The organism is Sulfurimonas sp. HSL1-2 (assembly GCF_039645565.1).
Classification (GTDB): Bacteria; Campylobacterota; Campylobacteria; order Campylobacterales; family Sulfurimonadaceae; genus Thiomicrolovo; species Thiomicrolovo zhangzhouensis.
The window spans coordinates 1,287,014-1,312,165 of the sequence record NZ_CP147914.1 but is presented as its reverse complement, the minus strand read 5'-3'; the positions used below and the strand labels follow the sequence as shown (position 1 = coordinate 1,312,165).

At 58.9% G+C, this 25,152-nt stretch carries 20 protein-coding genes; 10 read left to right on the top strand and 10 right to left on the bottom strand.

Translation table 11 applies throughout. The features are described from left to right. Positions 1-10 precede the first annotated feature (10 nt). A complete protein-coding gene (locus WCX18_RS06690; RefSeq protein WP_345986859.1) occupies positions 11-2,401 on the bottom strand; it encodes a hemopexin repeat-containing protein in 2,391 nt (796 codons plus the stop codon). A gap of 192 nt (positions 2,402-2,593) precedes the next feature. Between WCX18_RS06690 and WCX18_RS06685 the strand changes: the two genes are divergently transcribed. Genes WCX18_RS06685 through hemH form a run of 4 tightly spaced genes read left to right on the top strand, consistent with a single transcriptional unit; the run spans position 2,594 to position 6,481 of the window. Further along, positions 2,594-3,718 (top strand): FAD-dependent oxidoreductase, encoded by a 1,125-nt coding sequence (locus WCX18_RS06685; RefSeq protein ID WP_345986858.1) that lies wholly within the window; start codon positions 2,594-2,596, stop codon positions 3,716-3,718. Between the two features lie 17 nt (positions 3,719-3,735). Continuing rightward, entirely contained in the window at positions 3,736-4,761 is a 1,026-nt protein-coding gene (locus tag WCX18_RS06680; RefSeq protein WP_345986857.1) for a hypothetical protein, read from the top strand. Further along, positions 4,758-5,528 (top strand): alpha/beta fold hydrolase, encoded by a 771-nt coding sequence (locus WCX18_RS06675; RefSeq protein ID WP_345986856.1) that lies wholly within the window; start codon positions 4,758-4,760, stop codon positions 5,526-5,528. Before WCX18_RS06680 ends, WCX18_RS06675 begins: the two co-directional genes overlap by 4 nt. After that, positions 5,528-6,481: a ferrochelatase gene (gene hemH / locus WCX18_RS06670; RefSeq protein WP_345986855.1), complete on the top strand. Its 954-nt coding sequence runs from the start codon at positions 5,528-5,530 to the stop codon at positions 6,479-6,481. The genes WCX18_RS06675 and hemH overlap by 1 nt, the downstream gene beginning before the upstream one ends. Positions 6,482-6,551: 70 nt before the next feature. Here hemH and WCX18_RS06665 read toward each other — a convergent pair whose 3' ends face one another. From WCX18_RS06665 to WCX18_RS06650, 4 genes are all read right to left on the bottom strand, one after another. Beyond that, entirely contained in the window at positions 6,552-8,399 is a 1,848-nt protein-coding gene (locus WCX18_RS06665) for a response regulator (RefSeq protein ID WP_345986854.1), read from the bottom strand. Positions 8,400-8,469: 70 nt separating this feature from the next. Then, positions 8,470-10,977, bottom strand: a complete 2,508-nt coding sequence (locus WCX18_RS06660; protein WP_345986853.1) for an MMPL family transporter — start codon at positions 10,975-10,977, stop codon at positions 8,470-8,472. After that, positions 10,970-11,554 carry an ABC transporter substrate-binding protein gene (locus WCX18_RS06655; protein WP_345986852.1) on the bottom strand — a complete coding sequence of 195 codons (585 nt, stop codon included), beginning with the start codon at positions 11,552-11,554 and terminating at the stop codon, positions 10,970-10,972. The genes WCX18_RS06660 and WCX18_RS06655 overlap by 8 nt, the downstream gene beginning before the upstream one ends. 4 nt (positions 11,555-11,558) lie before the next feature. Further along, a complete protein-coding gene (locus WCX18_RS06650; RefSeq protein WP_345986851.1) occupies positions 11,559-12,374 on the bottom strand; it encodes a VacJ family lipoprotein in 816 nt (271 codons plus the stop codon). A gap of 126 nt (positions 12,375-12,500) precedes the next feature. On the opposite strand from WCX18_RS06650, the gene WCX18_RS06645 reads away from it, so the two are divergent. Genes WCX18_RS06645 through WCX18_RS06635 form a run of 3 tightly spaced genes read left to right on the top strand, consistent with a single transcriptional unit; the run spans position 12,501 to position 14,551 of the window. Continuing rightward, entirely contained in the window at positions 12,501-13,127 is a 627-nt protein-coding gene (locus WCX18_RS06645) for an HAD-IA family hydrolase (protein WP_345986850.1), read from the top strand. A 1-nt stretch (position 13,128) separates the two neighbouring features. Next, positions 13,129-14,064: an FAD:protein FMN transferase gene (locus WCX18_RS06640; protein WP_345986849.1), complete on the top strand. Its 936-nt coding sequence runs from the start codon at positions 13,129-13,131 to the stop codon at positions 14,062-14,064. Next, entirely contained in the window at positions 14,051-14,551 is a 501-nt protein-coding gene (locus WCX18_RS06635; protein WP_345986848.1) for a hypothetical protein, read from the top strand. Before WCX18_RS06640 ends, WCX18_RS06635 begins: the two co-directional genes overlap by 14 nt. Here WCX18_RS06635 and WCX18_RS06630 read toward each other — a convergent pair. From WCX18_RS06630 to WCX18_RS06610, 5 genes are all read right to left on the bottom strand, one after another. Further along, on the bottom strand, positions 14,487-14,954 hold the full coding sequence (locus tag WCX18_RS06630) for a hypothetical protein (protein ID WP_345986847.1): 468 nt from the start codon (positions 14,952-14,954) through the stop codon (positions 14,487-14,489). The two genes, WCX18_RS06635 and WCX18_RS06630, sit on opposite strands and share 65 nt — an antisense overlap. After that, positions 14,954-15,436 carry a hypothetical protein gene (locus tag WCX18_RS06625; protein WP_345986846.1) on the bottom strand — a complete coding sequence of 161 codons (483 nt, stop codon included), beginning with the start codon at positions 15,434-15,436 and terminating at the stop codon, positions 14,954-14,956. Before WCX18_RS06625 ends, WCX18_RS06630 begins: the two co-directional genes overlap by 1 nt. Next, positions 15,436-15,963, bottom strand: a complete 528-nt coding sequence (locus tag WCX18_RS06620; protein WP_345986845.1) for an FMN-binding protein — start codon at positions 15,961-15,963, stop codon at positions 15,436-15,438. The genes WCX18_RS06625 and WCX18_RS06620 overlap by 1 nt, the downstream gene beginning before the upstream one ends. Positions 15,964-16,113: 150 nt before the next feature. Beyond that, positions 16,114-17,358 carry a porin gene (locus WCX18_RS06615; protein ID WP_345986844.1) on the bottom strand — a complete coding sequence of 415 codons (1,245 nt, stop codon included), beginning with the start codon at positions 17,356-17,358 and terminating at the stop codon, positions 16,114-16,116. 174 nt (positions 17,359-17,532) lie between these two features. After that, on the bottom strand, positions 17,533-20,751 hold the full coding sequence (locus WCX18_RS06610; RefSeq protein WP_345986843.1) for an AsmA-like C-terminal domain-containing protein: 3,219 nt from the start codon (positions 20,749-20,751) through the stop codon (positions 17,533-17,535). Here WCX18_RS06610 and mltG point away from each other — a divergent pair. From mltG to mdh, 3 genes are all read left to right on the top strand, one after another. Next, complete coding sequence (gene mltG, locus WCX18_RS06605; RefSeq protein WP_345986842.1) at positions 20,711-21,667, top strand: endolytic transglycosylase MltG; 957 nt, start codon at positions 20,711-20,713, stop codon at positions 21,665-21,667. The two genes, WCX18_RS06610 and mltG, sit on opposite strands and share 41 nt — an antisense overlap. Before the next feature lie 145 nt (positions 21,668-21,812). Next, a complete protein-coding gene (locus tag WCX18_RS06600; protein ID WP_345986841.1) occupies positions 21,813-23,987 on the top strand; it encodes an NADP-dependent isocitrate dehydrogenase in 2,175 nt (724 codons plus the stop codon). Between the two features lie 208 nt (positions 23,988-24,195). After that, the gene (gene mdh / locus WCX18_RS06595; RefSeq protein WP_345986840.1) at positions 24,196-25,152 is read left to right on the top strand and encodes a malate dehydrogenase; all 957 of its coding nucleotides are present in this window, start codon (positions 24,196-24,198) and stop codon (positions 25,150-25,152) included.

The following is a 25,152-nucleotide window of genomic DNA, read 5'->3' as shown; positions in this document are numbered from 1 at the left end:
AAGAAGGTGGCTAGGGTAGGACGCTGCAGCCGAGCCGATAGAGGCGGTACCCCTTGGCGTGCAGCGTGTCGTGGCGGCTCTCGAAGTCCCAGCGCACCCACTCCCACAGGGCCTTTCTGCCGCCGCCTACATTGACCCAGAGGGCGTTGTAGCGCAGTTCGCCGTCGGCGCCGAGGAAAGCATTGAGGCGTTCCGGACGGTACCCTTTCGCGTTGTACTCGGTGTACAGCTTGTCGAAGTCGGCGCGTTTCCAGGCCCAGACGGCGGGACGGTCCTCGTCCGACTTGATCCAGACGGCGTTGTAGCGCTCCTCTCCGTCAGGGTAGACGAACGTATTGATATCGATCAGGCGGAAGCCTTTGTCATGGTACTCGGTGTACAGCTTGTCGAAATCGGCGCGTTTCCAGGCCCAGACAGCGGGCCGGTCTTCGTGCGATTTGATCCAGATGGCGTTGAAACGCTCAATGCCGTCGGGGAGCATGAAGGCATTGAGCGACGCCAGCCGGTACCCTTTCGCGTAGTACTCGGTGTAGAGCTTGTCGAAATCGGCGCGTTTCCAGGCCCAGACGGCGGGCCTGTCGTCGTGCGATTTGATCCAGACGGCGTTGTAGCGCACCTCGCCGCCGGGCAGGACGAAGGCGTTGAGTTCGTCCAGGCGGAACCCTTTTGCATCATACTCTTTTTTCAGTCTGTCGAAGTCGGCCCGTTTCCAGGCCCAGATGACGGGACGGTCTTCGTCCGATTTGATCCAGACGGCGTTGTAGCGGTCATGGCCCACCGGCAGCTGCTGCAGGTTTTTGCGCCAGGTTGTCAGCGATGCGTGGATGATGGCCCGCTGCTGCGGCGTGATCCGTGCCCGCGTCTGCCCGGTGGTGTTGCCGGGAAGGTAGGGACACTGCGCCGTGTAGCTCATGACGTTGTCGCGCGGCGGTGTCGCGGTAAAGTCCCTGCCGCAGTAGTCCGAGTGGACGGTGAACGTACCGGCCCCGATGCAGGGGTTGGCGGTGGCAGAGGGCAGGTCTGTCCCGAAGAGCGCCTGCATGTACAGTGTGGCGCCCGGATCGCCTGAGGTATCCGTCAGGGTATCCATATCCCAAACGAGGTCCGCGATGTTTTCGGGGACGTTTTTGGGGTCGGGATAGTGCTGCCGGCAGTAGTCGTCGAGCTGCTGCGTCGCGACGGCCATTGTTTCGGGGGAGTCGTTGCGCATGGTATGGGTCAGGTCGAAGTAGTGGCCGAGCTCATGGGCCAGAAAGACGTGGGGTGCCTGGGCGGGGGTAGGACCGCCGGCGTAGACCATGACGCCCAGCGTTCCCGTCGCCGCCCACGGGCTGAGCGCGACAAAGTTCATATCTTTGTGCGAGAAACCGCCGCCGCCTTCGTCGACAATGTCGCACGCCTTCGAGTACCGGACATACTCGCTGCCTTTGAAGAGGTAGGTACAGCCGTTGCTTTCGCGCCACAGGGCCGCCTGGATGCCCTGTTCGAATCCCTCCGGGAGACCGCGCCAGTTGTCTCTGATGGCCTGCGGGTAGCCCGGGTCTACTCCTGCACTGACGCTTGAGAAGCGGACGTATTCGTCATTTTTAAAGAAATAGATCTGACCGGTGGGTTTGTAGTAGAGCGCGGCATCGATCCCCTGTTGGAATGAGGGCGGGAGGCCCGGCCAGTGGTCGGCGATGGGCTTGGGATAGCCCGGGTCGACGCCGGCACTGACGCTTGTGAAACGGACGTATTCGCTCCCTTTGAAGAGGTAGACGCAGCCGTTACTCTCCCGCCAAAGCGCGGCATCGATCCCCTGCTGAAAGGAAGCCGGTAGGCCCGGCCAGTGGTTCGCGATGGGCTTGGGGTAACCCGGGTCTACTCCTGCACTGACGCTTGAGAAGCGGACGTATTCGTTTCCTTTGAAGAGGTAGATCTTGCCGTTGTCCTGCCGCAGCAGGGCGGCGTCGATCCCCTGCTTGAACGCGGCGGGGAGTCCGGGCCAGTTCCCGTCAAGCGGTTTGGGGTAACCCGCATCGACTGGCACCCTGATGGCGGTCCGGCGGCGGACGTAAATGACGATCTTGTCGGGGTAGTGCTTGGCCGCATAGCTGTAGGCCGCATGCTGCGAAGGGCTCAGGCGGTAACCGGCGAAAGCAGGGTCCGGGTGCGGGATCGTCGCCTCTGCATCGGGGCACTCCATGCTCCAGTCCGCCACACGGTTGATCAGCGTATTGTTGAGGGTGCTGATCTTCTGCAGAATCAGCCTGATGCCCACATCGGGTTCGTAAATGGCATTGGTATCCTCGATCAGCGCCCTGATCGTGTCGTCTGAAAATGCGTCGCCTGCATAGTGCGAGCCGTCGTCATCGGCGAGCTTGATGACGACGACGGGCAGTCTGATCAGCTCCGTGCTCATTGTTTTGTTCCTCCTCCTGTTTCTGTCCGACCGGCGAGGGTGGACATCTGCATTAAACTATAGGACTTTATTAATTAAAAGATACTGCGAAATAATATTTCTAATTGGTATTTTTGATCTTTAGGCAGTGTGATACCTATGCCTGGTTTGAACGGAGTTTCGTTACACTATGGCAAAAGAAAAAGGACCCGTTTGACCTACGACACGGCCATAATCGGCGCCGGCATCAACGGCTGCGCGACGGCGTATTTTTTGACGCAGGGGGGCGAGAAAGTCGCCCTGATCGACCGCGAAGGGATCGCCGCTGGCGGCAGCGGTGCGGCAGGGGCTTTCGTTTCGCCCAAGTTCTCCAAGGGCGGCCCGCTCAAGATGCTGATGGAGGAGAGCTACCTATTCTCGCTCGATTTTTACGAGCGCCGTTTCCCCGAGCTGATCCGCATCGCACCCCTGATCCACTTCGCCAAGTACGAGGACGAGAACGAAAAGGTGAGGGCATTCAAAGAGACGACGGCGCTGCCGATGCTCGCTTCGATGCCGGAAGCGCCCCTGACAGAGGAGACGGAGGCGTTCGAACACGTTGTCCTGGCCCGCAGCGGGCTGGTCAACGCCCAGGGAGTCTGCTCGCGGCTGGCGGAGGGTTCTGACTTAATATTGGATGATATTAATATCATAAAATATGATGACGGAATCTGGTCGGTCGGAACGATCCGCGCGAAGAAGGTCGTTCTGGCGACGGGCGCATACCGGCCCGTCGTTGCGATGCCGCATATCGCGCTGCGGGCCATCTGGGGGCACCGCGTCGACATCAGGACGGCGACGCCGCTGCCGTGCCATCTGCACCAGTACGTCTCCATTGCCGCGACCGGCGCGAACGGGGAGGGTGCCATCGGGGCGACGCACGACGTGCACTATGATCCGCAGACAGCGACGGAGCCCTATGATTATGCTGCAGGGCGTGCGGAACTGCTGCAGAAGGCGGCCAAAACAGTCAGGCTGGAAAATATTGAAGTCCTCCAGGACCACACGGGGCTGCGTTCGGGTTCCAACGACTATTACCCGCTGGTCGGAAGGGTCGCCGACGCCGAGGCGTCGCTGCAGGCGTTTCCGGGGCTTGCAAAAGGTGCCAAAACCGACGCGGCGTCGCTCGTCTACCACCCCGGGATCTACATGATCAACGGCACGGGCGGCTACGGCTTCGTCATGGGACCTCTGCTTGCCCGCACCCTCGCCGAGTCGCTGCTGGAAGGAAAGCCGCTACCCGAGGCGCTGGACCCGACCCGTTTCCTCTACCGCTGGGCGAAACGCGCCGGAAAGTGATCTGCTACAATAGGGCTATGAAAACGTTCCTTCCGTTTATCGCGGCGGCGGCATTGATGCAGGGGTGCGGGAGCAACAGCTCCGCGGACGCCTTCCATCAGCCCTCTGCCGCGCTGTGCGATGCCAGCAAGAGCCTCGGCGACGGGACACTGCTCTGTGCCGTGCGCCCCTCGCGTCTCAACCCTGCCGCCCGCGACCAGTTCGGGACGGCGACACTGCTGGACCAGCGGCTGGGATTCGGATACCACAGCGCTGTTTTCCCGCCGGAGGGAAGCAGCGTCAAAGGGGTTTACGTGCATATGGTCGGGACCTTCGGCCGTCCCTATAACCAGGAGAACGGAGCCTTCTCTTCCGAGACCTTTATGCACGAAGCGGCGCAGAACGGTTTCGTCGTGCTGAACGTTGCCTACCACAACCGCTACCTTGTCAACGGCACGACCGAGTGCGGCGGCCACCCCGAGGTCAACAACTGTGCGGGGAAGGTAAGAGAGGAGAAGCTGACCGGCGAGGACCTCTCGACCGTCGTCGATGTACCCGCAGCCGACGCCGTCATCCCGCGCCTGCTACGCCTCGTCGCGTATTTCGAAGCCAGCGGGTTCCATTTCCCCGTGACGGTCGTCGGCACAGACGGCGTGGCGTGGGAAAACCTTTATGCCGGCGGCCATTCGCAGGGGGCGGGGCAGGCGCTCTACCTCTCAAAGTACTTCGGCGCAGGGCATGTCTGTATGCTCGCAGGCATTTACGACGTGCCCGACGATGTGCCCGCTGCGGGAACGGTCGCCGACTGGATCACCGACACGTCGCCCTTTGCCGATCCCGCCCGCATCCGCGCTATCACGGCTACGGACGACCCCTCCTACAGCGATTTCGTCTATACGTACGGCCAGCTCGGTCTGCAGTGGAAATCCTTCTATGCTGCGACATACCACGATGCCGAGGGTACTGCTATCGGCGCCCACGAAGCGGCGGTGGATGACCCGGTTTACGCCCCGCTGCGGCAGCGTGCCTGCTTCGAGACCGACAGTTTCGAGGACCTTCCGTGACGGTTGTTCTGACGGTCATCGGCGTGATCGTGCTGCTTTGGGGTGTGCTTTTTCTGCTGTGGCCGCGGCTGGTTTTCGCCCCTGTTTATTACCCCAAACGTGACGCGTTCCACCTGCACCCGGAGCGCTTCCGGGGGCTCGAGCAGGTGCGCGGCGGCAACGTCGTGCTGGAAGGCATCGTGTACGAGCCGGAGTCGCCCCGCAGCACCGTCTTTTATTTCGGCGGCAAGGAGCAGGACAGCGTGGCGCTGGTCAGTAAGCTCAGCGAGCGTTTCCCCGACTGGCGTATCATCGCGTTCAACTACCGCGGTTACGGCCGCAGCGGCGGAAGGCCGGGCGAACGCGTTCTGCTCGAGGATGCCGTTGCGCTGGTGGCCTATGCCAAAGAGCGTTTCGGCCCGCTGATGCTGATGGGCTACAGCCTCGGCGGCAGCGTGGCCGCCTATGCCGCTTCGCGCACCGACGTGACGCGGCTCATCCTTGTCGCACCTTTTTACGATATTCCCTCCCTCGCGCGCCGCAGGGTGCCTTTCTTCCCGGGGTGGCTGATGCGCTGCCGTTTTGAGACGGCCCGTTATCTCGGCGGCGTCAGCGCACCGGTAAGCATCTATGCCAGCCGGGACGACGAGATCGTGCCGCTTGAGCAGAGCCTTGCGCTGAAGGAGAAGGCGCCGTTGTTAGCTGTCCATAAAGTATACAGCGGGTACAATCATGCAGAAATACTCGGCAGCGAACGTTTCATCGCCGACGTCTCAAAGGTGTGCTGATGGCAAAAAATGCAGTCATATTGCTTAATATGGGAGGCCCGAACGACCTCTACGAGGTTCAGACCTTCCTGCATAACATGTTCAACGACCCCAACATTCTGACGATGAAGAGCGACCTGCTGCGCCGCTTCATTGCCAGCGTCATTACCTCGAACCGCACGAAGAGCGCGCAGGAGGTCTACCAGAAGCTCGGCGGTAAATCGCCCATTGTCGGCATTACGAAGCAGCTCGTTGCGGCGCTGCAGGCGAAACTGGGCGAAGACGTTATCGTCGATTTTGCCATGCGCTATACACCGCCCTTTGCGGACGTTTCCATCGAACGTCTGAAAGCGGAAGGGGTGACACACGTCTACCTGATTCCGCTCTACCCGCAGTACTCGACGACGACGACCAAGTCTTCCCTGGAGGATTACGAAGCTCGGATGCATGCATTGGGGCTGAAGGCTTTGGTGACGGAGATCAAGCATTTTTACACCAGTGCGACCTACAACGCGGTCATCATCGACCGTATCCGCGAGGCGATGGCCGGGGCGGACGCGGGGGCGTTTGAACTGATCTTCTCCGCGCACGGGCTCCCGCAGAAGATTGTCGACAAGGGCGATCCGTACGAACATCACGTGACCGAACACGTCGCGCTGCTGAAGCCGATGCTCGAAGCGGCGGGACTCGCCTTTGCCGACATCCATATCGCCTACCAGTCAAAGGTCGGCCCGCTGAAGTGGCTGGAACCCTCCCTGGAGCAGAAGCTCGAAAGCCTGGAGTGCAAAAAGGTGCTTGTTTTTCCGATCGCCTTTACGATCGACAACTCCGAGACCCTCTACGAGCTCGATATGGAGTACCGCGAAGTGGCCGAGGAGCTGGGGTACGAGGATTACCGCGTCGCCGCCTGTCCCAACGACCACCCGCTCTTTGTCGAGGCGCTGGCGTCGCTCTATGCGAAAATGCGTTCCTGAAAACTCAAAGCACTGAAATCAAAAAGATGTGAATGGTGGCGCGCAAAAAGCGCGCAGGAAAACGAATAGGTTAGAGGGTTGTTTTGAAGCTTTCGATGGCGGCCATCGTTTTGTGCAGCGTCGCGGCGAAGGCGTCCGCCAGTTTGACGTACTCATCGACCCGGTTGATGAGTACCGCCTCGCGAAGTGTTTCCGCCGCCTCGGCAAGGGCGTCGGCCCCGATATTGGACGCGACACCCTTGACGTCGAGCATGAAGGCGACGAGCTTGGTATCGTCGTTGGCCCGGAGGTAGCTGCGGACAAGATTGTCGGCCTGGTTGTAGGAGGCGACGAACTCATCGAGGATCTCGGCGTACATCACTTTGTCGCCGGCACAGATGTCCAGACCCACTGCGGCGTTGAGCGCCGTATCCGCCCCGTGGGTTTTCAGTTCCGGAAGCGCCTCTTCCTCCTCGTCTTCAACCGCTTCCGACGCAAGGTTCAGGTACTGGTACATTACCGCATAAAGGGCATCGACACGCAGCGGCTTGGCCAGCTGCTCCTCCATGCCCGCTTCGCGCATCTTGCGGATATCATCGGCCCCGACGTCCCCGCTCAGCGCGACAACCGTTATAGCGTCAAAACGCGGGTCCTGACGAATGGCTTGTGTTGCTTCGAAGCCGTCCATGACCGGCATGTGGGCATCCATCAGGACCATGTTGTAGTTGGGGTTTTCGTTGAGCATATTCAGGGCTTCCCGGCCGTTGTTGGCGATGACGATCTCCATCCCGCTCCCCTCCAGAAGGCGTGAGATCACCTTCTGGTTGATCAGGTTGTCTTCGGCGATCAAAAGACGGTTGCCGGCGAATTCAGCCAGCCGCTCTTTGGTGACGGAGCCCAGGTCCGCCGGCAGTTCACGTTTTTTGCGCGTGACGGTTTCCGCAGGGGTGACCGGAGCGGCCGGAACTTCCAGCGCTGCTTCAGGTGCTTCCTGGGCAGCTTCCGGCATCTCCTCTTCAAAGGTTTCGAATACGACCGGTGCCGGCTCCTCGGCCGCTTCCTCGTAGAACGGGGTCTCTTCGATCTTGACGGCCGGTTCGGGTTTGAACTCCTCTTCTATCGGCGCGGTCTCGGGTGCCTCCGGCGCTTCGGCGGCTGTTTCCGTTTCAGGGACGTGCTCGGCGGCCGAAGAGGCGGTGAACTTCTCCGCAAGCTCTTCGAAATCCGCTTTTTCATGCTGCGGGAAAAGATCGGAAGGCTGGCGTTTGCGGCGGGCGATATAGAGCAGGATCAGCAGGGCGACGAGTGCCAGTATGATGCTGTACAGCAGCATTGAGGAGGTGCCGTCGAGGGGCGGTTCGGGCAGATCGCTGCTGGCAGTAACCTCCGTGGAGGCGACAGGGGCGGGCACCGTGTCGACAATCGCGGTGGCCGGCCCCTTCGGTGCCGGTGTCACGGTTGCGGGTACGGGTGCCGCAGCTGCGGGGAGCGGTTCGGGGGTTCCGACGGCCGGAGTCTCCGCGACGACATCGGTTTCATCAACGACGAAGATGCCTTCCTCCTCCTGGACAGGGACCGGTGCCGCGGCAGGTGCGGTTCGTGCCTCTGCGGTGACGGCGGTGCGGGTGACATAGTAGGCGTCGGGTACAACACCCTTCACAGACGTCATCACAGCGTGAAGATCCGTTTCGTCCGTGAAGCCGGTCAGTTCGGAGCGGTAGAGCCCTTTGACCTGCTCGACGGTGAAGCTGAAGCGCGCTTTGTTGAGCAACGCAGCGACGGCTTCGTCCTGCATCAGGTGATTTTTCACCTCGGCAATGCGGGCCTGGGCGGCATCGGCGCTGCTGAACGCACCGACGGAAATGGCCTGGTTGAGTGCGGCAAATGCCCCGGCGGCCAGGAGCATAACGGCAACAAGAAGACGACGTAACTGTAACATAATCCCATCCTTCTGACACGGGGAGCGGGAGCTCCCCGGTAGATATTGTTACTATTGTAGCGTGTTAATTTTAATTGGCAACTTTTTTCGTCAATTGCCCGAAAGGACGCAGCAGAAGGATGAGTTTTGGTAGCAGCAGGAGGTCCGCGACGATTGCCATGAACATGACGAGTACGGTCAGAAGGCCGAAGTAGATCGTCGGGATGAAGACCGAGAGTACGAGGATGACGAAACCGATCATGATGGCCGCGGAGGTGTAGCTCATCGCGTAGCCGATACTCTCGTGGGAACGGTGCATCGCCGCGACGTAGTCGCCGTCTTTGGCGAGCTCAATCCGGAAACGGTGGATATAGTGGATGGTGTCGTCGACCGCGATCCCGATACTGATGGCGGCGATGGTGATGGTCATCATATCCAGCGGGATATCCGACCACCCCATGACCCCGAAAACCGTTCCGACCGGCACGAGGTTGGCGATGATGGCGACGACGGCCGTCTTGAAGGAGCGGAAGAGCGCCCAGAACATCAGGAACAGCAGGACGGCCATCACCCCGAGCGTGGCGATCTGCGACTCAAAGAGGCTCTGGAGCATATTGTTGTAGAGCACCATCAGGCCGGAGATGTGCAGATGCTCCGGCGGGATGCCGACCTCGTTGATCAGGCCGTCGTGAAGCTCCTTTAACAGGTCGGCACGGCGCAGGTCGGCGTCGGAGTCGATGATGCGCAGGGCGAAACGGGCCTGGTCGTGTTCGATGCTGACGTAGGGCTTGAGAATGATGTCGGCGAATTTCGCGGGCATTTCGTTGTAGAGGAGGGCCAGTTCGAAGTTGTCGAGTTCGCGGCCGTTGTTAAGGGTGCGGCCGACTTCGAGCATGGTGCCGAGGGAGAGGACTTTGCCGACGTGCGGCACGTTCTCCAGCCATTCGTGCACCCGGCGCACGACCTGCATGCGGCTGTCGGTGAACCAGTACTGGGCGCCCTGTGCCTCGGCATTGAACTCTTCGGCAAATTCGTCGAACTCGTCAAAACCGTCGGAGCTGCCCGAACGCTCGGCAACCGTCTCGGCCGCGGGGGCCTGGGGCAGGTCGATGGTAATGTCCAGCGGTGTCGTCCCGCCGAGCTGCCGGTCGATGACGGACATCCCCTGGAAGATCTCCGTCGAGGGCTTGAAGTAGTTGATGAAGCTGTTCTCGACGACGAGCCGCTGCGCCCCGGTAACGGAGTAGGCGATCAGTGCCACGCTAGCAATGAGCGTCAGGGCGCCGTGGCGTTCGGTGAAGGTCGCCAGGATCTTGGTGACGGAGAACTCTTTGTCAAAGGTTGTCTTGGGCTGTTTGCGCTTGAGCAGGACGTTGACGGCCGGGAAGAGCAGGTAGGTGATGATCAGGGAGACGCTGATCCCGATGCTCATCATCCAGCCCAGTGCAATGATCGGTTTGATCCCCGAGAGCATCAGCGAGGCAAAACCGGCAATCGTCGTAATGATGGCGAAGAAGGTCGGTTTGGACATGGAGAGGGTACTTTGGAGTACCAGCTCTTTTTCGGTGGCCGAAGGTTTGGCGAGGGCGAGTTCGCGGTAGCGTACGATCAGGTGAATGATGATGGAGATCGTAATGATGAGCTGCAGGGAGATGAAGTTTGACGAGATGACGGTGATCTCGAACCCGAGCATCCCCAGCAGCCCGACCGTGATCCCGATGGAGAGGGCGGAGATCAGCACCGGCAGGGCGACCCACCGTTTTTGGCGGAAGACCGTCCAAAGCACGAGGATCAGCAGTGCCAGGACCGCCACGCCGTAGGTTTTGAGGTCGCGTTTGACGAAGGTGACCATGTCGTCGGCGATCATCGTCACACCGCCGAGGAAGAGCTCCCCGGCGGTGTCGTGCGTGCGCAGGGTGTCGCGGACGGCCAGGATCATGCGGTGGTCACGTTCGCGGGCGATGTCGCGGTAATCCTTGAAGGCGGCGGTCGCATCCGCAAGCTGGGTTTCGCCCTCCGCGGTAAGGCTGCCGTTGTCATCGGCCGCGCGCAGCGCGTTGAGATGGTCGAGCAGCTCGTAGTAGCGGTCGTCGCGGACGAGGTTGACCTGCAGGGCCGTTGTCTTGAGGTCCGGGCTGACGAGGTTGGAGACATAGAGCGGGTTATGCTTGAACTCCTCGCGGGCCAGCGTCAGGTTTGCATCGCCCGCCGCGATCGAGGGGATCTTCTCGAGCAGCTCTTTGACGGGTTTCGGGGGGCTCTCCAGGAGCGGCACGTTCAAGATGGAGTTGACGGAGTCGACCCCTTCGATCTTCAGGAGCGCCGCAGCGAGGGTCCGTATGTCTTCAAGGGTCCGCGGGGCGAGCAGGTCGGCTTCGGGCGTGTAGGTGATGACGAGGAAGTCCTGGCCGCGGTAGCGTTTGGCGACGAGGCGGGAGTAGGCGAGGTCCTTGTCGTTTTCAAGCAGGAGGGTTTCGGCCGAGGCGTCAACACTGAGTTTGACGGCCTGTGTTCCCATCACTGCCGCCGTCAGCAGCACGATGGCGATGACGAGCCACGGGTGGCGGAAAACGAAACCGGTATAGAAGCGTTTAAGCATCAGGCTGTGGCTGGCGCAGCTTGATGAGGAGCTGCTCTATCGAACCGTTCTCGAGTTCGCCGGCAAACTGGCTGCGGTAGGACTGGATGATACTGACACCCAGGACGTCGACGTCGTAGATGAGCCACCCCTCTTTGGCATGGTAGAACTTGTAAAGCACCTCTTTCTTCTCGCCCTTTTCGACGATATAGCTGTTGAGATAGATGCGGTTCTTGACCTCCTGTGGTGTTTCCAGGGTGATCACCTCGTCCTTATAGAGGTCGAGCTTGCTCATATAGAAGTCCTTGATGCGGCGTTCGAAGAGCACGACGTACTCTTTGCGCTGCGCGGGGGTCGCCTCTTGCCAGCCGCTTTTGCCGAGGCTGAGTTTTGCCATCAGTACAAAATCGAAATAGGGGTCCATCTCGGTTTCAATGGCGCTGTTGCGTTCGGTTTTGCTCAGATTGTGGTCGTTAAGGATCGACAAAACGACATCGACCTTCTGGCGCATAACGCTGCCGATCTCGTTGGCTTCCATGGCGGCTGCGGAGAGCGGCAGCAGCAGGGAGATGAGGACAAGATAGAACAGTTTTTTCATAAGGTTACTCCGATATCAGTTTGTTGCGGTTCTGCTCGTAGGCATCGCGCATAAAGGGGTAGAAATCCAGGGCTTCCCTGCGGATCTGCAGGTACTCCTGTTTGTAGAGGGAGAACTTGTTGAAACGCTTGGCGCCGACCAGTCCCCACCCCTCGTATGTATTGCGGGGAATATTATACGTTCTCGGCTCCACGTAGTAGACAGGGTTGACGTAGAAATCGAGCAGATCGCCGGTGATGTCGCGCAGGTTGCTCGGACCGAAGAAGGGAAGGACGATCGGCATGCCGTTCCCGACGCCGTAATGGCCCAGGGTCTGGCCGAAGTCCTCGACATGGGGTTCCACGCCGATCTGCATGGCCGTATCGAACATCCCCGCGAAGCCGAAAGTGGAGTTGATGATGAAACGCCCGGTCTCGCTCAGCGCGTACTCGAATTTGAGCTGCAGGAGGTTGTTGACCAGGCTGACGGGGTAATAGAGGTTGTTGAAAATATTGTTGATGGAGACCCGGATCGGTTCGGGCAGGATGAAATTGTAGGTACTGATGACCGGATCGAGGAGGTAATCGAAGAGGGTGTTGTTAAAGCCGGTCATCCAACGGTTGTACCCTTCGAGCGGGTCATAGACCGGTTCCGCGGCCACATCCGTAAACTCATCTTCGAAGCCCCCGATGTCAAAGCCGTCGTCGAAGACCTCGTCTTCGGGACCGGAGAGGTGTGCAAGGGGGCCGATCTGGTCTGACGGGGCGGGTGCGGCCGATGCTCCCTCCTGGGAATAAAGCAGCGAAAACCCCAATATCATCGTTAAAAACAGTCTTTTCATAAATTTCACGATTGTACCCAAAATGTTTAAATATGTCACTGCAATTTGATACAGAAACGTCACGTAATACGCCCCGGAAAACGGCTTCGCTATAATAGCGCGAAATCACCGGTAGGGAAGAAAAACATGCGTATTGTGATCTTTGACATGGACGGAACGCTGATCGATTCGCAGCAGGACATCACCTGTTCCATCAACCATGTCCGCGCCGTGAACCATGCGCTGCCGGCGGTAGAGAGCCGCAGCGTCGTCGAGTGGATCAACCGTCCCCTGCGCAACCTGCCCAAACTTTTTTACGGAACGGAGACCTACGAGGCGCGCGACCGCGAGCTGTTCGAGGCCCACTATCATGAGCAGTGCATCAAGAACCCCGTCCTTTATCCGGGGATAAGGGAAACGGTCGAGACGCTGCACGCAGGCGGGGTTCGGCTTGCCGTGGCGACGAATGCCCCGAGCAGCTTTGCGACGCGGATGATCACCCATCTCGGCCTGGCGGGATACTTTGAGCATATCGTCGGTCCGGATATCGCCGGGGCGTCGAAGCCCGATCCGGCGATGCTGCACCTGATCCTTGATACGCTCGGATTCCATGCGGGAGAGCACCGGGCATGGATGGTAGGCGACAACAGCAAAGATATCGATGCGGCACGACAGGCCGGTATCACCGGCATCTTTTCCACCTGGGGCTTCAGCGCGGAGGGCGAGGGCGACATCGTCATCGAACACCCTGCAGCGCTGCTTGAGATTGTCTGAAATGAAGCCGTTCGTTCTGCTGCTGCTTCTGCTCGCGTCGCTGCAGGCCGCAGAGCGCACCCGCGTCATGATGGGTACTTTTGCCACCGTCTCCGTACCGGATGCCGGGGCCGGGTGCATCGACAGGGCCTTCTCGGCGATGACCTTCGTCGAGAAGGCGCTCTCATCCTACGACCCCGCCGCGGAGGTCTACCGTCTCAACCGCGATAAAACGCTGGCGATCTCGCCGGCGCTCTATGATGCCCTGCAGAGCGCGGAGCGTTACTACGTACAGAGCAGCGGTTATTTCGATATCACCATCGGCGCCCTGAGCCGCGGGGCCTACCGTTTCGGCGAGAAGGAGCGGCTGCCGGGCAGGGCGGAAATCGCCGGACTCCCGATCGGCCTGAAACTGCTGGAGTTCAATACGACGACCGCGAGGCTCGCACCCGGCGCCATGCTCGATTTCGGCGGTTTCGGCAAGGGGGTGGGGGTCGATGCCGCCGTCACTGCGCTGCGTCAGTGCGGGGTGCGCGAGGGCACCGTGGCGCTCAGCGGGGATATCCGCTGCATCGGCCGCTGCCTCCTGGCGATCCAGGACCCCTTCTCGGAAAGGACGCTGATGGCCTTCGAGAGCGTGGCCCCGGAAACGGGGATGAGCACAAGCGGCGACTACCGGCGCTTTATCGGGGATAAAAGCCATAACCACCTGATCGACCCCAAAACGCGCACCCCCGAGCGCAGCTTCGCCTCGATCACCCTTGTCGGTACCGTCCGAAGCGGGGACCTTGACGCCTGGACGACGGCAGCGGCCGTGATGCCGCCGGAGAAGAGCGTCGCCTTTTTGCGGACGCTGCCCGTGGGCTATGTCCTGATCTACAATGACGGTACAATGGTCAAAAGCGACAACCTGTCGCACTACCTGAGGGCGTTGGAGGCAAAGCATGAAGACGATTGATAAGATGCTGCACCCGGAAGAGGAGATCCTGGTGGCCGCGGAGATTTCAAAGACCTTTTATAACGGCATCCTCTCCCTGTACGGGCTGGGGGCTTTGCTGCTGTTCATCGGCTACGAGTACGAGATCGGGGTGATCGGGCTGGTGTTGATTCTGCGCACCTTTTACATGCACCTGCAGGAGATCCGGGAAAAGAAACACTACCACTGCGTCCTGACCCCCAAACGTCTCATTATTCACAAGGGGTTCAGAAACCGTGAGATCATCCCGATCAACCTCGAAGAGATCCGGACCATCTATATCAAACCCTACAATGAACGGTTCAAAAACCGCATCGACGTGGGGACGCTGGAGGTGCTGACGACCTCGGGCGGCCGCTACGTCATCAGCCACATCAAAGCCCCTTTTGCCTACCACCGCGCCATTATCGGGGATGTCGTGGCGGCAACAAGCTATGCCAAAAAGCGTAATACAGCAGCTGAAGCATGAGCAGGGTGCCCAGCAGGCTGAGGGTGATGTAGGCGGCGAGTTTCACCCAGACCCATGATGCGGCGCCCGAAGCGATAATGTAGCCGCCGGCGATGTCGAGCAGGGCGGCGGCGAAAAGGGCGAGTGCAAGGTAAAGCGTGCGCCGTTTGGCACGTGCGGGCGCGAAGAGCATAAAATGCGCACCGACCATGATAAAAAGCCCCATTGCACCCAGGTGCGGGACGGCGCTCTCCAGGAGGCCGTAGGGGCTTTTGCCCGGGACGGTGTCACTGCCCAGATAGTAAAGCTCTATGCCCTGCACGGAGAAGCCGATCTTGCTGGCAAAGAGCGCAGCGGCCGAGGCCAGCAGCAGCAGGCCGAAGAGGGCGAAATAGGTGATGGCGAATCGGTAGGCGCGCTGCATCAGGGCTTCTTGAGGACGTTCAGATAGAGCAGCGAGGCGGAGGCCATGAAAAGTGCCGCGCCGTGCCAGGTCCAGAAAGCCCCCAGCCACGGCAGCAGATAGGCGTCTCCCCTGTAATAGGCCAGCGCGAACAAAACGACGTCCGCAACGGCGGCGATCATCGCCAGGTTGATCACGACCGCGGCGATGCGCTTGAGCGGGCAGAGGCGCGCATAGACGGCGGAGAGGGTCAGCAGGGTCATCATCATGAAAAAGATGTCGCTGTGCAGGAGCTCGAGCACGAAATGCTCGCTGACAGGGTCGATGAACTCCGCTTCGTTACCGTAGAGGGTGTTGGAGAGGCGCTCGCGGTCGAGGCCGATATGGTCGCGTTTGAGGAAGGCGTCGGCGACGAGGAAGCTCCCCGCAAAGAGGAGCAGGCCGTTGAGCAGCGGACGCATCAGCGCATCGCTGCGCAGGTCCTTGACGAGGGTGAAGCGCATCAATGCTTCCTGATAACGGTCTCGAAGAGCGCCAGGGCCAGGCGGGCGCCGTCGGTCACGTTGCGCGCGCTCAGCGTCGCCCCGCTGATGGTCGGGATGTCTTTGCCGACGCGCAGCGTCGCGTTGGCGTCCTTGCCCTTGAACTGCTCGAGATAGGTGTTTTGCGGCATGTACTCCGGCGGTTCGTTAAAGGCAACGATTTCGATGGCGCGGATCGTGCCTTCGGGGGCGATCATGTAGAGCACCGTGGCATCTTTCTGGCGGACCTGGCGCGTGATGAGCACCCCGTACCCGACGGCCTTGCCGTCGATTGCTGCGGTATAAAAACGGTAGATCTTCGTCTCGAGCTTGAGTTTGGCAAGCTTGGTGACGGCGGCGGCCTGTTCACTGTTGATCAGTTTATTTTTCTTCGTCACTTCACTCTGGGCACCGAAGGCGTGCTGCATCGCTTCGATGGGCGAAATGAGCGGCGCGGCTTCTGCAGCGGCACAGAGGAAAAAGACGGTTATTATCAGATTTTTCAGCATGGATCTCTCTTGTAAACGGATTATCAAACCCCTGGGATAAGGGGGCTTGATGATCGGTTCGGCAAAAAATTATAACACACGACGGCAACGGCGAACCCCGGGAAGCAGGAGGGAGAAACCTGCATGCCGGGCTCTCCCGCGAAAGCCGTTTTAGAAAACGAAGCCCATCGCGACGCTGATGACATTGTAGTCCTCGAGGGCGCTGTCGTGGTAGTCGGTCATGGCGTAGTCGGCTTTCAGGACGACCTGCTCGTGCGGGAAGAAGTTCACGCCGACGGTCGTGTTGGTCTGCTCGAGGTCGGGGCGCGTGCCGCCGGCGACGGAGGAGACGGGGTCGTAGTTCTCATACTGGACAAAGACCGGCAGGCGGTAGCGCGTGGAAAGCGTCGCGAGCACGTCGTACTCTGCATTGACGTAGTACCCTTCCGCACCGTCCGCCGCTTCGGCCCAGATCTTCTCCGCATCGGAGACGCTGGTGGCCGTGTAGAGCCCTTTGAGCTTGAAGCCCGCTTTTTCATACTGGCCGTGGAAGTCGTACATAAAGGCGTTTACGCCGCTCGGGCGTCCCTGTGTTGCGGCACCGTAATAGGCGGAAGTCCCCAGGAGCAGGCCGCTGATGCCGCTGTAGTCGACGCGGCCGACGAAGGCGACGCGCTGCATCGGGCCGTTCTCCTCCGAACCGATACGGCCGCTGCGGATCCACTTTTTATTGACGGAACCGGGCATATTGTTGTCATTGTTCAGCGCCAGGGCGTTGATGATCCCGGCCGTATAGCTCAGCCCGATGTCGCTGAAGCTCCCGTAGGCGAGGATACCCGTCTCATGCCAGGTGGACGGGATCAGGTATTTTTCGACGTCCGGGCGCTGCACCGTATTGAAGAGCGTCGGTTCATGGCGCTGGTTGATGAGCCCCATCGGTACCAGCAGGTTGCCGACCTGGAGGTTGAACGCCTCGTAGAGCAGGAAGTCGAGGTACATGAACTCGATGGCGATCTCTTCGCCGCCGTGTTCGAACTCGAGCTCGGTGTTGAGAACGATATTGTCGCTGAACTTGTACCCGATATAGGGAACGAAGCGGTAGACGTCCGTATAGGCGTCACCGGCCGCACCGTCGTTGTCCGGCGAAGACCAGAACATTTCGCCGTACCCGCCGATGGAGAGCGGGGACTTGGAGTAGTAGACCTTGGAGGCTGCCGGCCCCATGCCGTTGACGGAGGCGTTCGTGTCGACCGTCGTATAATTGAAGCCGGTCTTCAGATTCGACGTTTCGTCGATCAGGGCATCCGTCTTTTCCTGAAGTTCGGCGATCTGCGCTTTGAGTTCGTCCAGTTCGTTTGCATAGAGTGCCGTGCCTGCCAGGAGGGCAGCTGCCAGTGAAAGTGCGATGTGCTTCATCAAGTTATCCTTTTGACGTGGTGATTGATTCCATGATTTCAAGAATCATTCCCAAAATTATGAGTGAAGTATAGGCGATTTCAGTTCTAAATGTCAATAGATATGACAATCATTATCAAAAATGAAGGATGAAAAACATTTTTGTCACGTTTGGTAACTTTTTGAGAGTGAGTCTCAATTAATGGGAGGAACGCCGGAAGTGATGGACGGGGTACCGTTTTCCTTTTCGGTCTCGCCGTCGGAGCCGCTGTCCAGCATTTTGAGATAGTGGACCGGGAAATCGAGGGTGCGCTTGAGGATGTTGAAGGGGCTGACGATGATATCTTTTGCGATGGTGTTTTCCACCTTCGGGTCACTCAGCGGGCCTGAGACGTTCAGCGTCGTCAGTACGGACTGGTCGTCGCCGACAAGGATGTAGCCGACCAGCGGGATTTTCCGGATATTTTCCGCGGCCCGGGTCTTGACGGTCAGCTGCATCTTGATGCTTTCCGCATTGTAGTCGATGGCACCCTGGCCGGCAAAATCGAGCTCCTTGCTGTCGATCTTGATGTTTGAGATCGACAGCACTTTCTCATGAAACGCGAGTTCGGCGTAGGCGGATCGCACTTTGATCCCGTTGGTCTCATACGAAGGGAGCGAGAAGGTGACGAGGGCGGGAACGGTATTGATAAAGGCAAAGAGATTGTTGAAAAGCACGTAATCGCGTACGGTCGTATCGTTGATCTTGGCCAGACCCTTGAAATCATCCTTTTCTCCGATAAGGTAAAAGTCCAGGGTACCGCCTTTGACTTTGGTGAGGTTGAAAAAGTGGTTCATGAAGTCGTCGTCGAGCCGGTACCCGAAGAGGTAGAACGTTTCGCCTTTTACCTCGAGTTTGGCGCCCCCGTCGGCTTTGTAGAGCTGCCCCTGTATATGGTTGTTGCTGTAGTCGATGGTGATGCGGTCGGCTTTGGCCTTGCGGCCGCCCGGGAAGAGGATCGCCGTATTATTCGCGTCGATATGGATCGTGGTGTTCGATTCGCTCGTATTGTCGTCGCTGCTGAAGTGGTGCTCGCGGTAGAAACGGGTCAGTTCGGGCTGGCTGAATGCGACGCCGTTCGAGCGGATGCGGATTGTATCGCCACGCTCCACCGTGATGCGGTCGTTGATTGTCGATTCAAGCGAGCCGTTCTGCTCGATCTGACCTTTGAACTGATAGGTGTTGACCGGTTTCCCGTCGAAAGCCGTCAGGGCGTAGGGGTAGTCGACGGTGCCTTCGAAGCTGACAGGATAGCCGCCGCTCTCTGACCAGGCGGAGATGGTACTGTCGGTCAGGTTGTAGTCGCGCAGCAGCGGGGAGTGTCGCGTAAAAGCATCGAGGGAGAAAAAATGCAGGCGCCATCCGTGCCCGAGCGTGGAGTAGACCATATTGATCGACGGGATGACGATGTCGTACTCATTATCGATGGGGACGATATAGACGCTGAACTGTTCCATCCCCTGCAGCAGTCTGCCGAGCCCTTCGTCTTCCAGTCGGAATTTCGACACGTTGAGTTCGGTCGCCATGGTGGCCGGCTCAAAGATCCCTTCCACGGAGCCGGTCAGCTGGTGTTCAATCGAGACGACGGCCGGTGAGAGCCTGAAGATCCCGTGCTGGCGCGACAGGGTAAAGGGGGAGATAGAGACCGGCGTTTCATCCAGTGCCCAGTGTGTTTCCGCGCTGCTGGTCACCGTGATGTTTTCGTCGGCTCGGATATGAAAGCGGGCGTGTGCCCGCGCGGTCTTGAGTGTCCCGGCCCGGAGTGATAGCAGGTCCACGAGCAGAGACGCCGAGGGATCGGCAAGGGAGATCTCGCCCTCGACGGTCGCCCGTGCCGTCTTATCGACGGCGACGGCCGTTTTGGGGATGGTCAGCAGGAGTTTTTTCAGATTGAACGGTGCGGTAAAGGCATCGGCGGAGAGATTGTGCTCCATATAGTGCCAGCGGGAGGCGTCGAACCCGATAGTGTCGCCTTTGGGGTGGAAGCGGTATTCGAAATGCAGCGGCACGGTGACCGGATCGAGACTAATGGGGCCGGCGCCGACAGGGTAGCGCACTTCGCCGATATTGAAGCGCAGGGCACCGTTATGCTTGGCCGGGTTGAAGGTACCGCTGACCCGCCCCGTCACGTTGCCATCAAAGAGCGCCGCCTCGACGGAGCGCAGGGTCACCTCGGAACCTTTCAGATCGACCGCGGCCCGGGAAACGGAAATGGGGAGACCGGAGAGGTCGATGCGGCTTTTGGCCGTGCTGAACTGCGCCTCCGCCGTCGTGTGGGAGTCGTTGAGGTTAACGGTCAGGCTCAGGTTCGTATCGGTGAGCCCGGCGGTCTGCGTAAAGGGGAGGTCGATGCCGTACGAAGCGGTCAGGCGCTGCAGCGGCGGGGTGAACTGTGCCGCGGTGAGGATGGAGAGCCGCAGCTGCGGCGCATGGCCGCCGAAATCGATCGCAATTCGGGTATCGCCGCCGGGCTGGCCGTAGAAGGTGGCATTTTCCGGACGGATATCCAGGGTTTTACGTTCGAAGCGGACGGTCACGTTCGGGGCAAGGGCGGGTTCAAAGTCCTCCGGGACATTGGCAAACCGGTAGCGGGCATTCTGAAACGTCAGGTGGCCGAAAAGATTGTCGAAGGCTTTGGCCGGCTCGGCATAGGGGAGGGTCGTCTGCAGGGTGTGCAGCATTACCGGCCCGCCCTGGGCCCGCGCGACGATCCAGGGCTCGACATGATCGGAGAGGTGCAGGGGCTCAACGATCGGTGCGACACTTGCAAACGGTTCGGTCGAGAAGGTGTTGAGTGTCAGGGCATCCTGCGTCGCATGCAGCCCCAGGCGGAGATGGATATCCGCAGCGATATCGATGGCACCGCCCAGGTAGAGCTCGCCCTGTTCCGGCTGCAGGACACCCTCGAGCCGGAACGTCCCGTTGAAATCGTGCATATCCCCGTAGCACTCTACCTTATAGGCATCCGAAAACCGCACGGGCGAGAGGGTCAGTGCCACGTGCCCCTGCTTTGGTGAGGCCAGGAGGAGCTGACTGCGGTGGTGCGGATCGAAGAGGACCGATCCGTTCATTTCGTTGCCGATCCGGATGCGGTCGATGCGCAGGCTGCCGATCCAGAGGTCGTCCATGTGACGCAGGGCGGCGGCAACGCGCCGCTGAAGGTCCAGGAGGCTGCTGGGTTCCTCCGGTGCGTCGGAAGGGGCGAGGGCGATCGTCCCGATTTCGACGCGGAGGGCATTGTCCCACTTGAGGTATAATTGCTCCGCATAGAGGCGGCCGAGTTTCAGCTTGCCCAGATGGATTCCGCTTGAAAGGGTGAGGTAGAGAACGGTAATGACGACCAGACAGAAGGCAATGACGGAGATGATCGTCAAATGGGTTTGTGCAATCGCTCTGCTGATGGCGTTGTCGTTCATCTATTACCTGAATATGGGGCTCACGACATCGAAGGTGCTCTATATTCCCCAGGGATCAATTCGCAAGATTATAACACACCTCGAAACCGCCAACCCGCAGCTCAACCGTCTGGACGCCTTTTTGCTGCGATTCGTCGGACAGCCGCAGCACGGCTGGATCGACCTGGGCGGTACGGCGATGAGCCACGGCGACTTCCTTTACCGCATTACGACCTCCAAGGCGGCGATGAAACCGGTCACCCTCGTCCCCGGGGAGACGACCCATGTCTTTTTTACACAGCTCGCCGAGAGCCACGGGCTTGATCCGCAGCGGCTGATGGCAGCGTTCCGGGAGCAGAGCCCCTATCAGGAGGGTGCGCTGGTCCCCGACACTTACCAGCTCCCCATCGGCATTACCGAATCCGACGCGGTCCGTCTGCTGCTGCACTACGCCGAAACGAAACAGCGCGCCTGGTCGGAGAAGATCTTCGGCCTCTACAATGAGCGCAAATGGTACCACTATATCGTCATCGCCTCCGTCATCCAGAAAGAGGCGGCAGACAACGCGGAGATGCCGCTGGTCTCCTCCGTCATTGCCAACCGCCTGGCCAAGGGGATGAAACTGCAGATGGACGGTACGCTCAATTACGGCCGTTACTCCCACGAGCGGATCACCGCCGCCCGGATCCGTTCGGACAAAAGCGAATACAACACCTATCTGCACAACGGATTGCCTGCCGCACCGGTCTGTAATGTGGGCTTTGAGGCGATCAGGGCGGCGATCTTCCCGGCCAAAACGGAGTACCTCTATTTTACGAAAGGCGCGGACGGCAAGCACCGCTTTTCACGTTACTATTCTACACACTTACGCAACATTAACCGTGTTACAAAATGATACAGTAATCCAAATATTCTCCCCCGTTTATTCTTGATTTGGCTTGAAACACGATTGAAGTGATATGATGACCCTGTAATTTTCAATCGGCGGTTCTAAATTATATTTAGTAATGCCGATCAACTTCACACTTCGAGGATATAGAATGTCTAAAATCATCTGGTCGAAAATTGACGAAGCTCCGGCTTTGGCTACATACTCGTTCTTTCCGATTGCTTCCAAATTCTGCGCTGAGGGCGGCGTTGAACTGGAACAAAGCGATATCTCACTTGCAGGTCGTGTCCTTGCCGCGATGGGTAAAGGTGAAGATGAACTGTCAAAACTGGGCGAGCTTGTCCTGAAGCCTGAAGGTAATATCATCAAGCTGCCGAACATCTCTGCATCCGTCGGTCAGCTCAAAGACTGTATCGCCGAACTTCAGAGCCAGGGTTACGATATCCCGAACTACCCTGAAAATCCGGCGAACGATGAAGAAAAAGCGCTCCAGGCAACGTACAGCACCTGCCTGGGCTCTGCGGTCAACCCGGTTCTCCGCGAAGGAAACTCCGACCGCCGTGCAGCGAAAGCGGTCAAGAACTACGCGCAGAAAAACCCGCACCGCCTCAAAGCGTACTCTGAGAACTCCAAAGCGTATGTTGCGCACATGGAAGGCAAGGGCGACTTCTACGGCAACGAGAAGTCCGTCACGATGGACAAAGCACAGAAGGTGACGATCGCGCTCAACGGCAATACGCTCAAGACAATCGATGCGCTCGAGGGTGAAGTCCTTGACGGTACGTTTATGTCTGTCAGCGCACTGCGTGCCTTCTACAAGAAGACGATCGAAGACGCGAAAGCGAAAGGCGTCATCTGGTCGGTTCACCTCAAAGCGACAATGATGAAGATCTCCGACCCGATCATGTTCGGTCACGGTTTCGAAATCTTCTTCGAAGACGTCTTCAAAAAGTATGCGGATACTTTCAAAGAGGTCGGTGTCAACCCGAACCTCGGTATGTCCGACCTCGAGAAGAAAATCAAGGGCCATGCGAAAGAAGCCGAGATCAAGGCGGCTTTCAAGGCGGTCGTAGATTCCGACAGCCCGAAAATCGCTATGGTCGACTCTGACAAGGGTACGACGAACTTCAACGCGCCGAACGACATCATCATCGATGCTTCCATGCCGGTCGTCGTCCGCGAAGGCGGCAAGCAGTGGGATCGCAACGGTGACGCACTCGAGTGTGTTGCGGTCATTCCGGACTCTACTTACGGTCTGTTCCACGAAGAGATGCTCGCTGACTGTGTGAAAAACGGGCAGTTCGACGTCACGACCATGGGTACAATGCAGAACATCGGCCTGATGGCGCAGAAAGCAGAAGAGTACGGTTCACACCCGACAACGTTTGAACTTACAGAAGCGGGTACGGTGACGGTCACTGCTGAAGACGGTACGGTTCTGATGAGCTTCGAATGTGAAGCGGGTGACATCTGGCGTATGTCCCGTGCGAAAGATATCCCGATCAAAGACTGGATCCGCCTCGCATTCGAACGCGGCCAGATCGAGCAGATCCCGGTTGTCTTCTGGCTGGATGAAAACCGTGCACACGATGCACAGATGATCGCGAAGGTCAAAAAATACATGCCGGAGTTCAATACGGACGGTCTGGAAATCCACATTATGGATATCACCGCTGCGACACGTTTCACGAACGAGCGTATCCGTGCCGGCAAAGACACGATCGCCGTTACCGGTAACGTCCTGCGTGACCACCTGACCGACATGTACCCGATCCTCGAGCTCGGTACATCGGCGAAAATGCTCTCCATCGTTCCGCTGCTCGCGGGCGGCGGCCTGTTTGAGACGGGTGCCGGCGGTTCTGCACCGAAGCACGTCGACCAGTTCCTGGCAGAGGGTCACCTCCGCTGGGACTCCCTGGGTGAATTCCTCGCCCTGGCAGAGTCACTGCGCATGATCGAGCAGAAGAGCCCGAACGCCAAGCTGGCGGCAGTCACTGCAGCGCTTGACGTCGCAAACCAGGAGTACCTTGACAACAACAAGGCCCCGGGCCGCAAAGCGGGCGAGCCGGACAACAAAGCGTCCCACTTCTATGTCGCGCAGTACTGGGCAACGGCACTGGCGGACTCTTTGGATCCTGAACTGCAGGCGAAGTTTACGCCGGTAGCGAAAGCGCTCAAAGAGAACGAAGCGAAGATCATGGAAGAGCTGATGGCCGCAGAGGGCAAAGCGCAGGATATCGGCGGTTACTACCACCCCGATGATGCAAAAGCGGAAGCGGCAATGCGCCCGTCTGCAACGCTCAACGCGATTATCGACGCTATCTAAGCGCATAACATGTGTTCCGTTTCGGAACACGGTAGAAGGGTAGGTGTTACCTTTCTACCATTCCAATAGGTTCACGACGTGGGCTTAACCTTATTTTACTTATAATGTACAATCTTCTGCCATGTATGCATAATGGTGTGTGTTCGCACATATTGCTTATGTGTATATCGGTGCAGAAGAGCCAATTAATCGAAAAGGACTTCAACCAATGAATCAGGGTAAACGTGTTGGAATCGTCGGCGCCGGAAACGTAGGTGCCACCGTCGCATACTCACTGGCGATGCTCGGTTCGTGCCATGAAATCATTCTGCGCGACAACAAGATCGAAGTGGCGAAAGGGAAGGCACTCGATATGTCACAGGCGGCGGCAGCGGTCCGCAGCCACACGGTTGTCAGCGTCGCCGAGAGCATGGAAGAGCTCACGGACTGCGACGTCGTCGTTGTGACGGCGGGCAGCCCGCGTCTGCCGGGTATGAGCCGTGACGACCTGCTGATGATCAACGCCAACATCACCAAAGAAGTCGTAAGCGGTATCGCGAAATACTCCCCGAATGCGATCATCATCATGGTCTCCAACCCGCTGGATGCGATGACCTATGTCGCGCTCAAAGAGAGCGGCTTCGACCGCAGCCGCGTCCTGGGCATGGCCGGTATCCTCGACAGCTCCCGCATGGCGGCTTTCATCCAGGAAAAACTGGGCTACGGCGGCGGGCAGATCCGTGCCTCCGTCATGGGCGGCCACGGGGATGACATGGTACCGCTTCCGCGCTACTCCACCGTTGCCGGTGTCCCGCTCTCCGACCTTCTCAGCGAAGATGAGATTGACGAGATCGTCGACCGTACCCGCCACGGCGGTGCCGAGATTGTCGGCTACCTGAAGACCGGTTCGGCGTATTACGCCCCGGCGAAATCGACGGCGATCATGGTCGAAGCGATCCTGAAAGACACGAAGCAGATCCATCCGTGTGCCGTTTACCTCGAAGGCGAGTACGGCTACGACGACGTCGTTTCCGGCGTCCCGGTTATGATCGGTGCCAACGGGGCGGAAAAGATCATCGAAGTCACGCTCAATGATAAAGAGAAAGAGATGTTTGCCCGCTCGTGCAATTCGGTCCAGACCCTGATCGACACGCTGAACGAAAATAAATTTTTTGAGGAGGCCTAA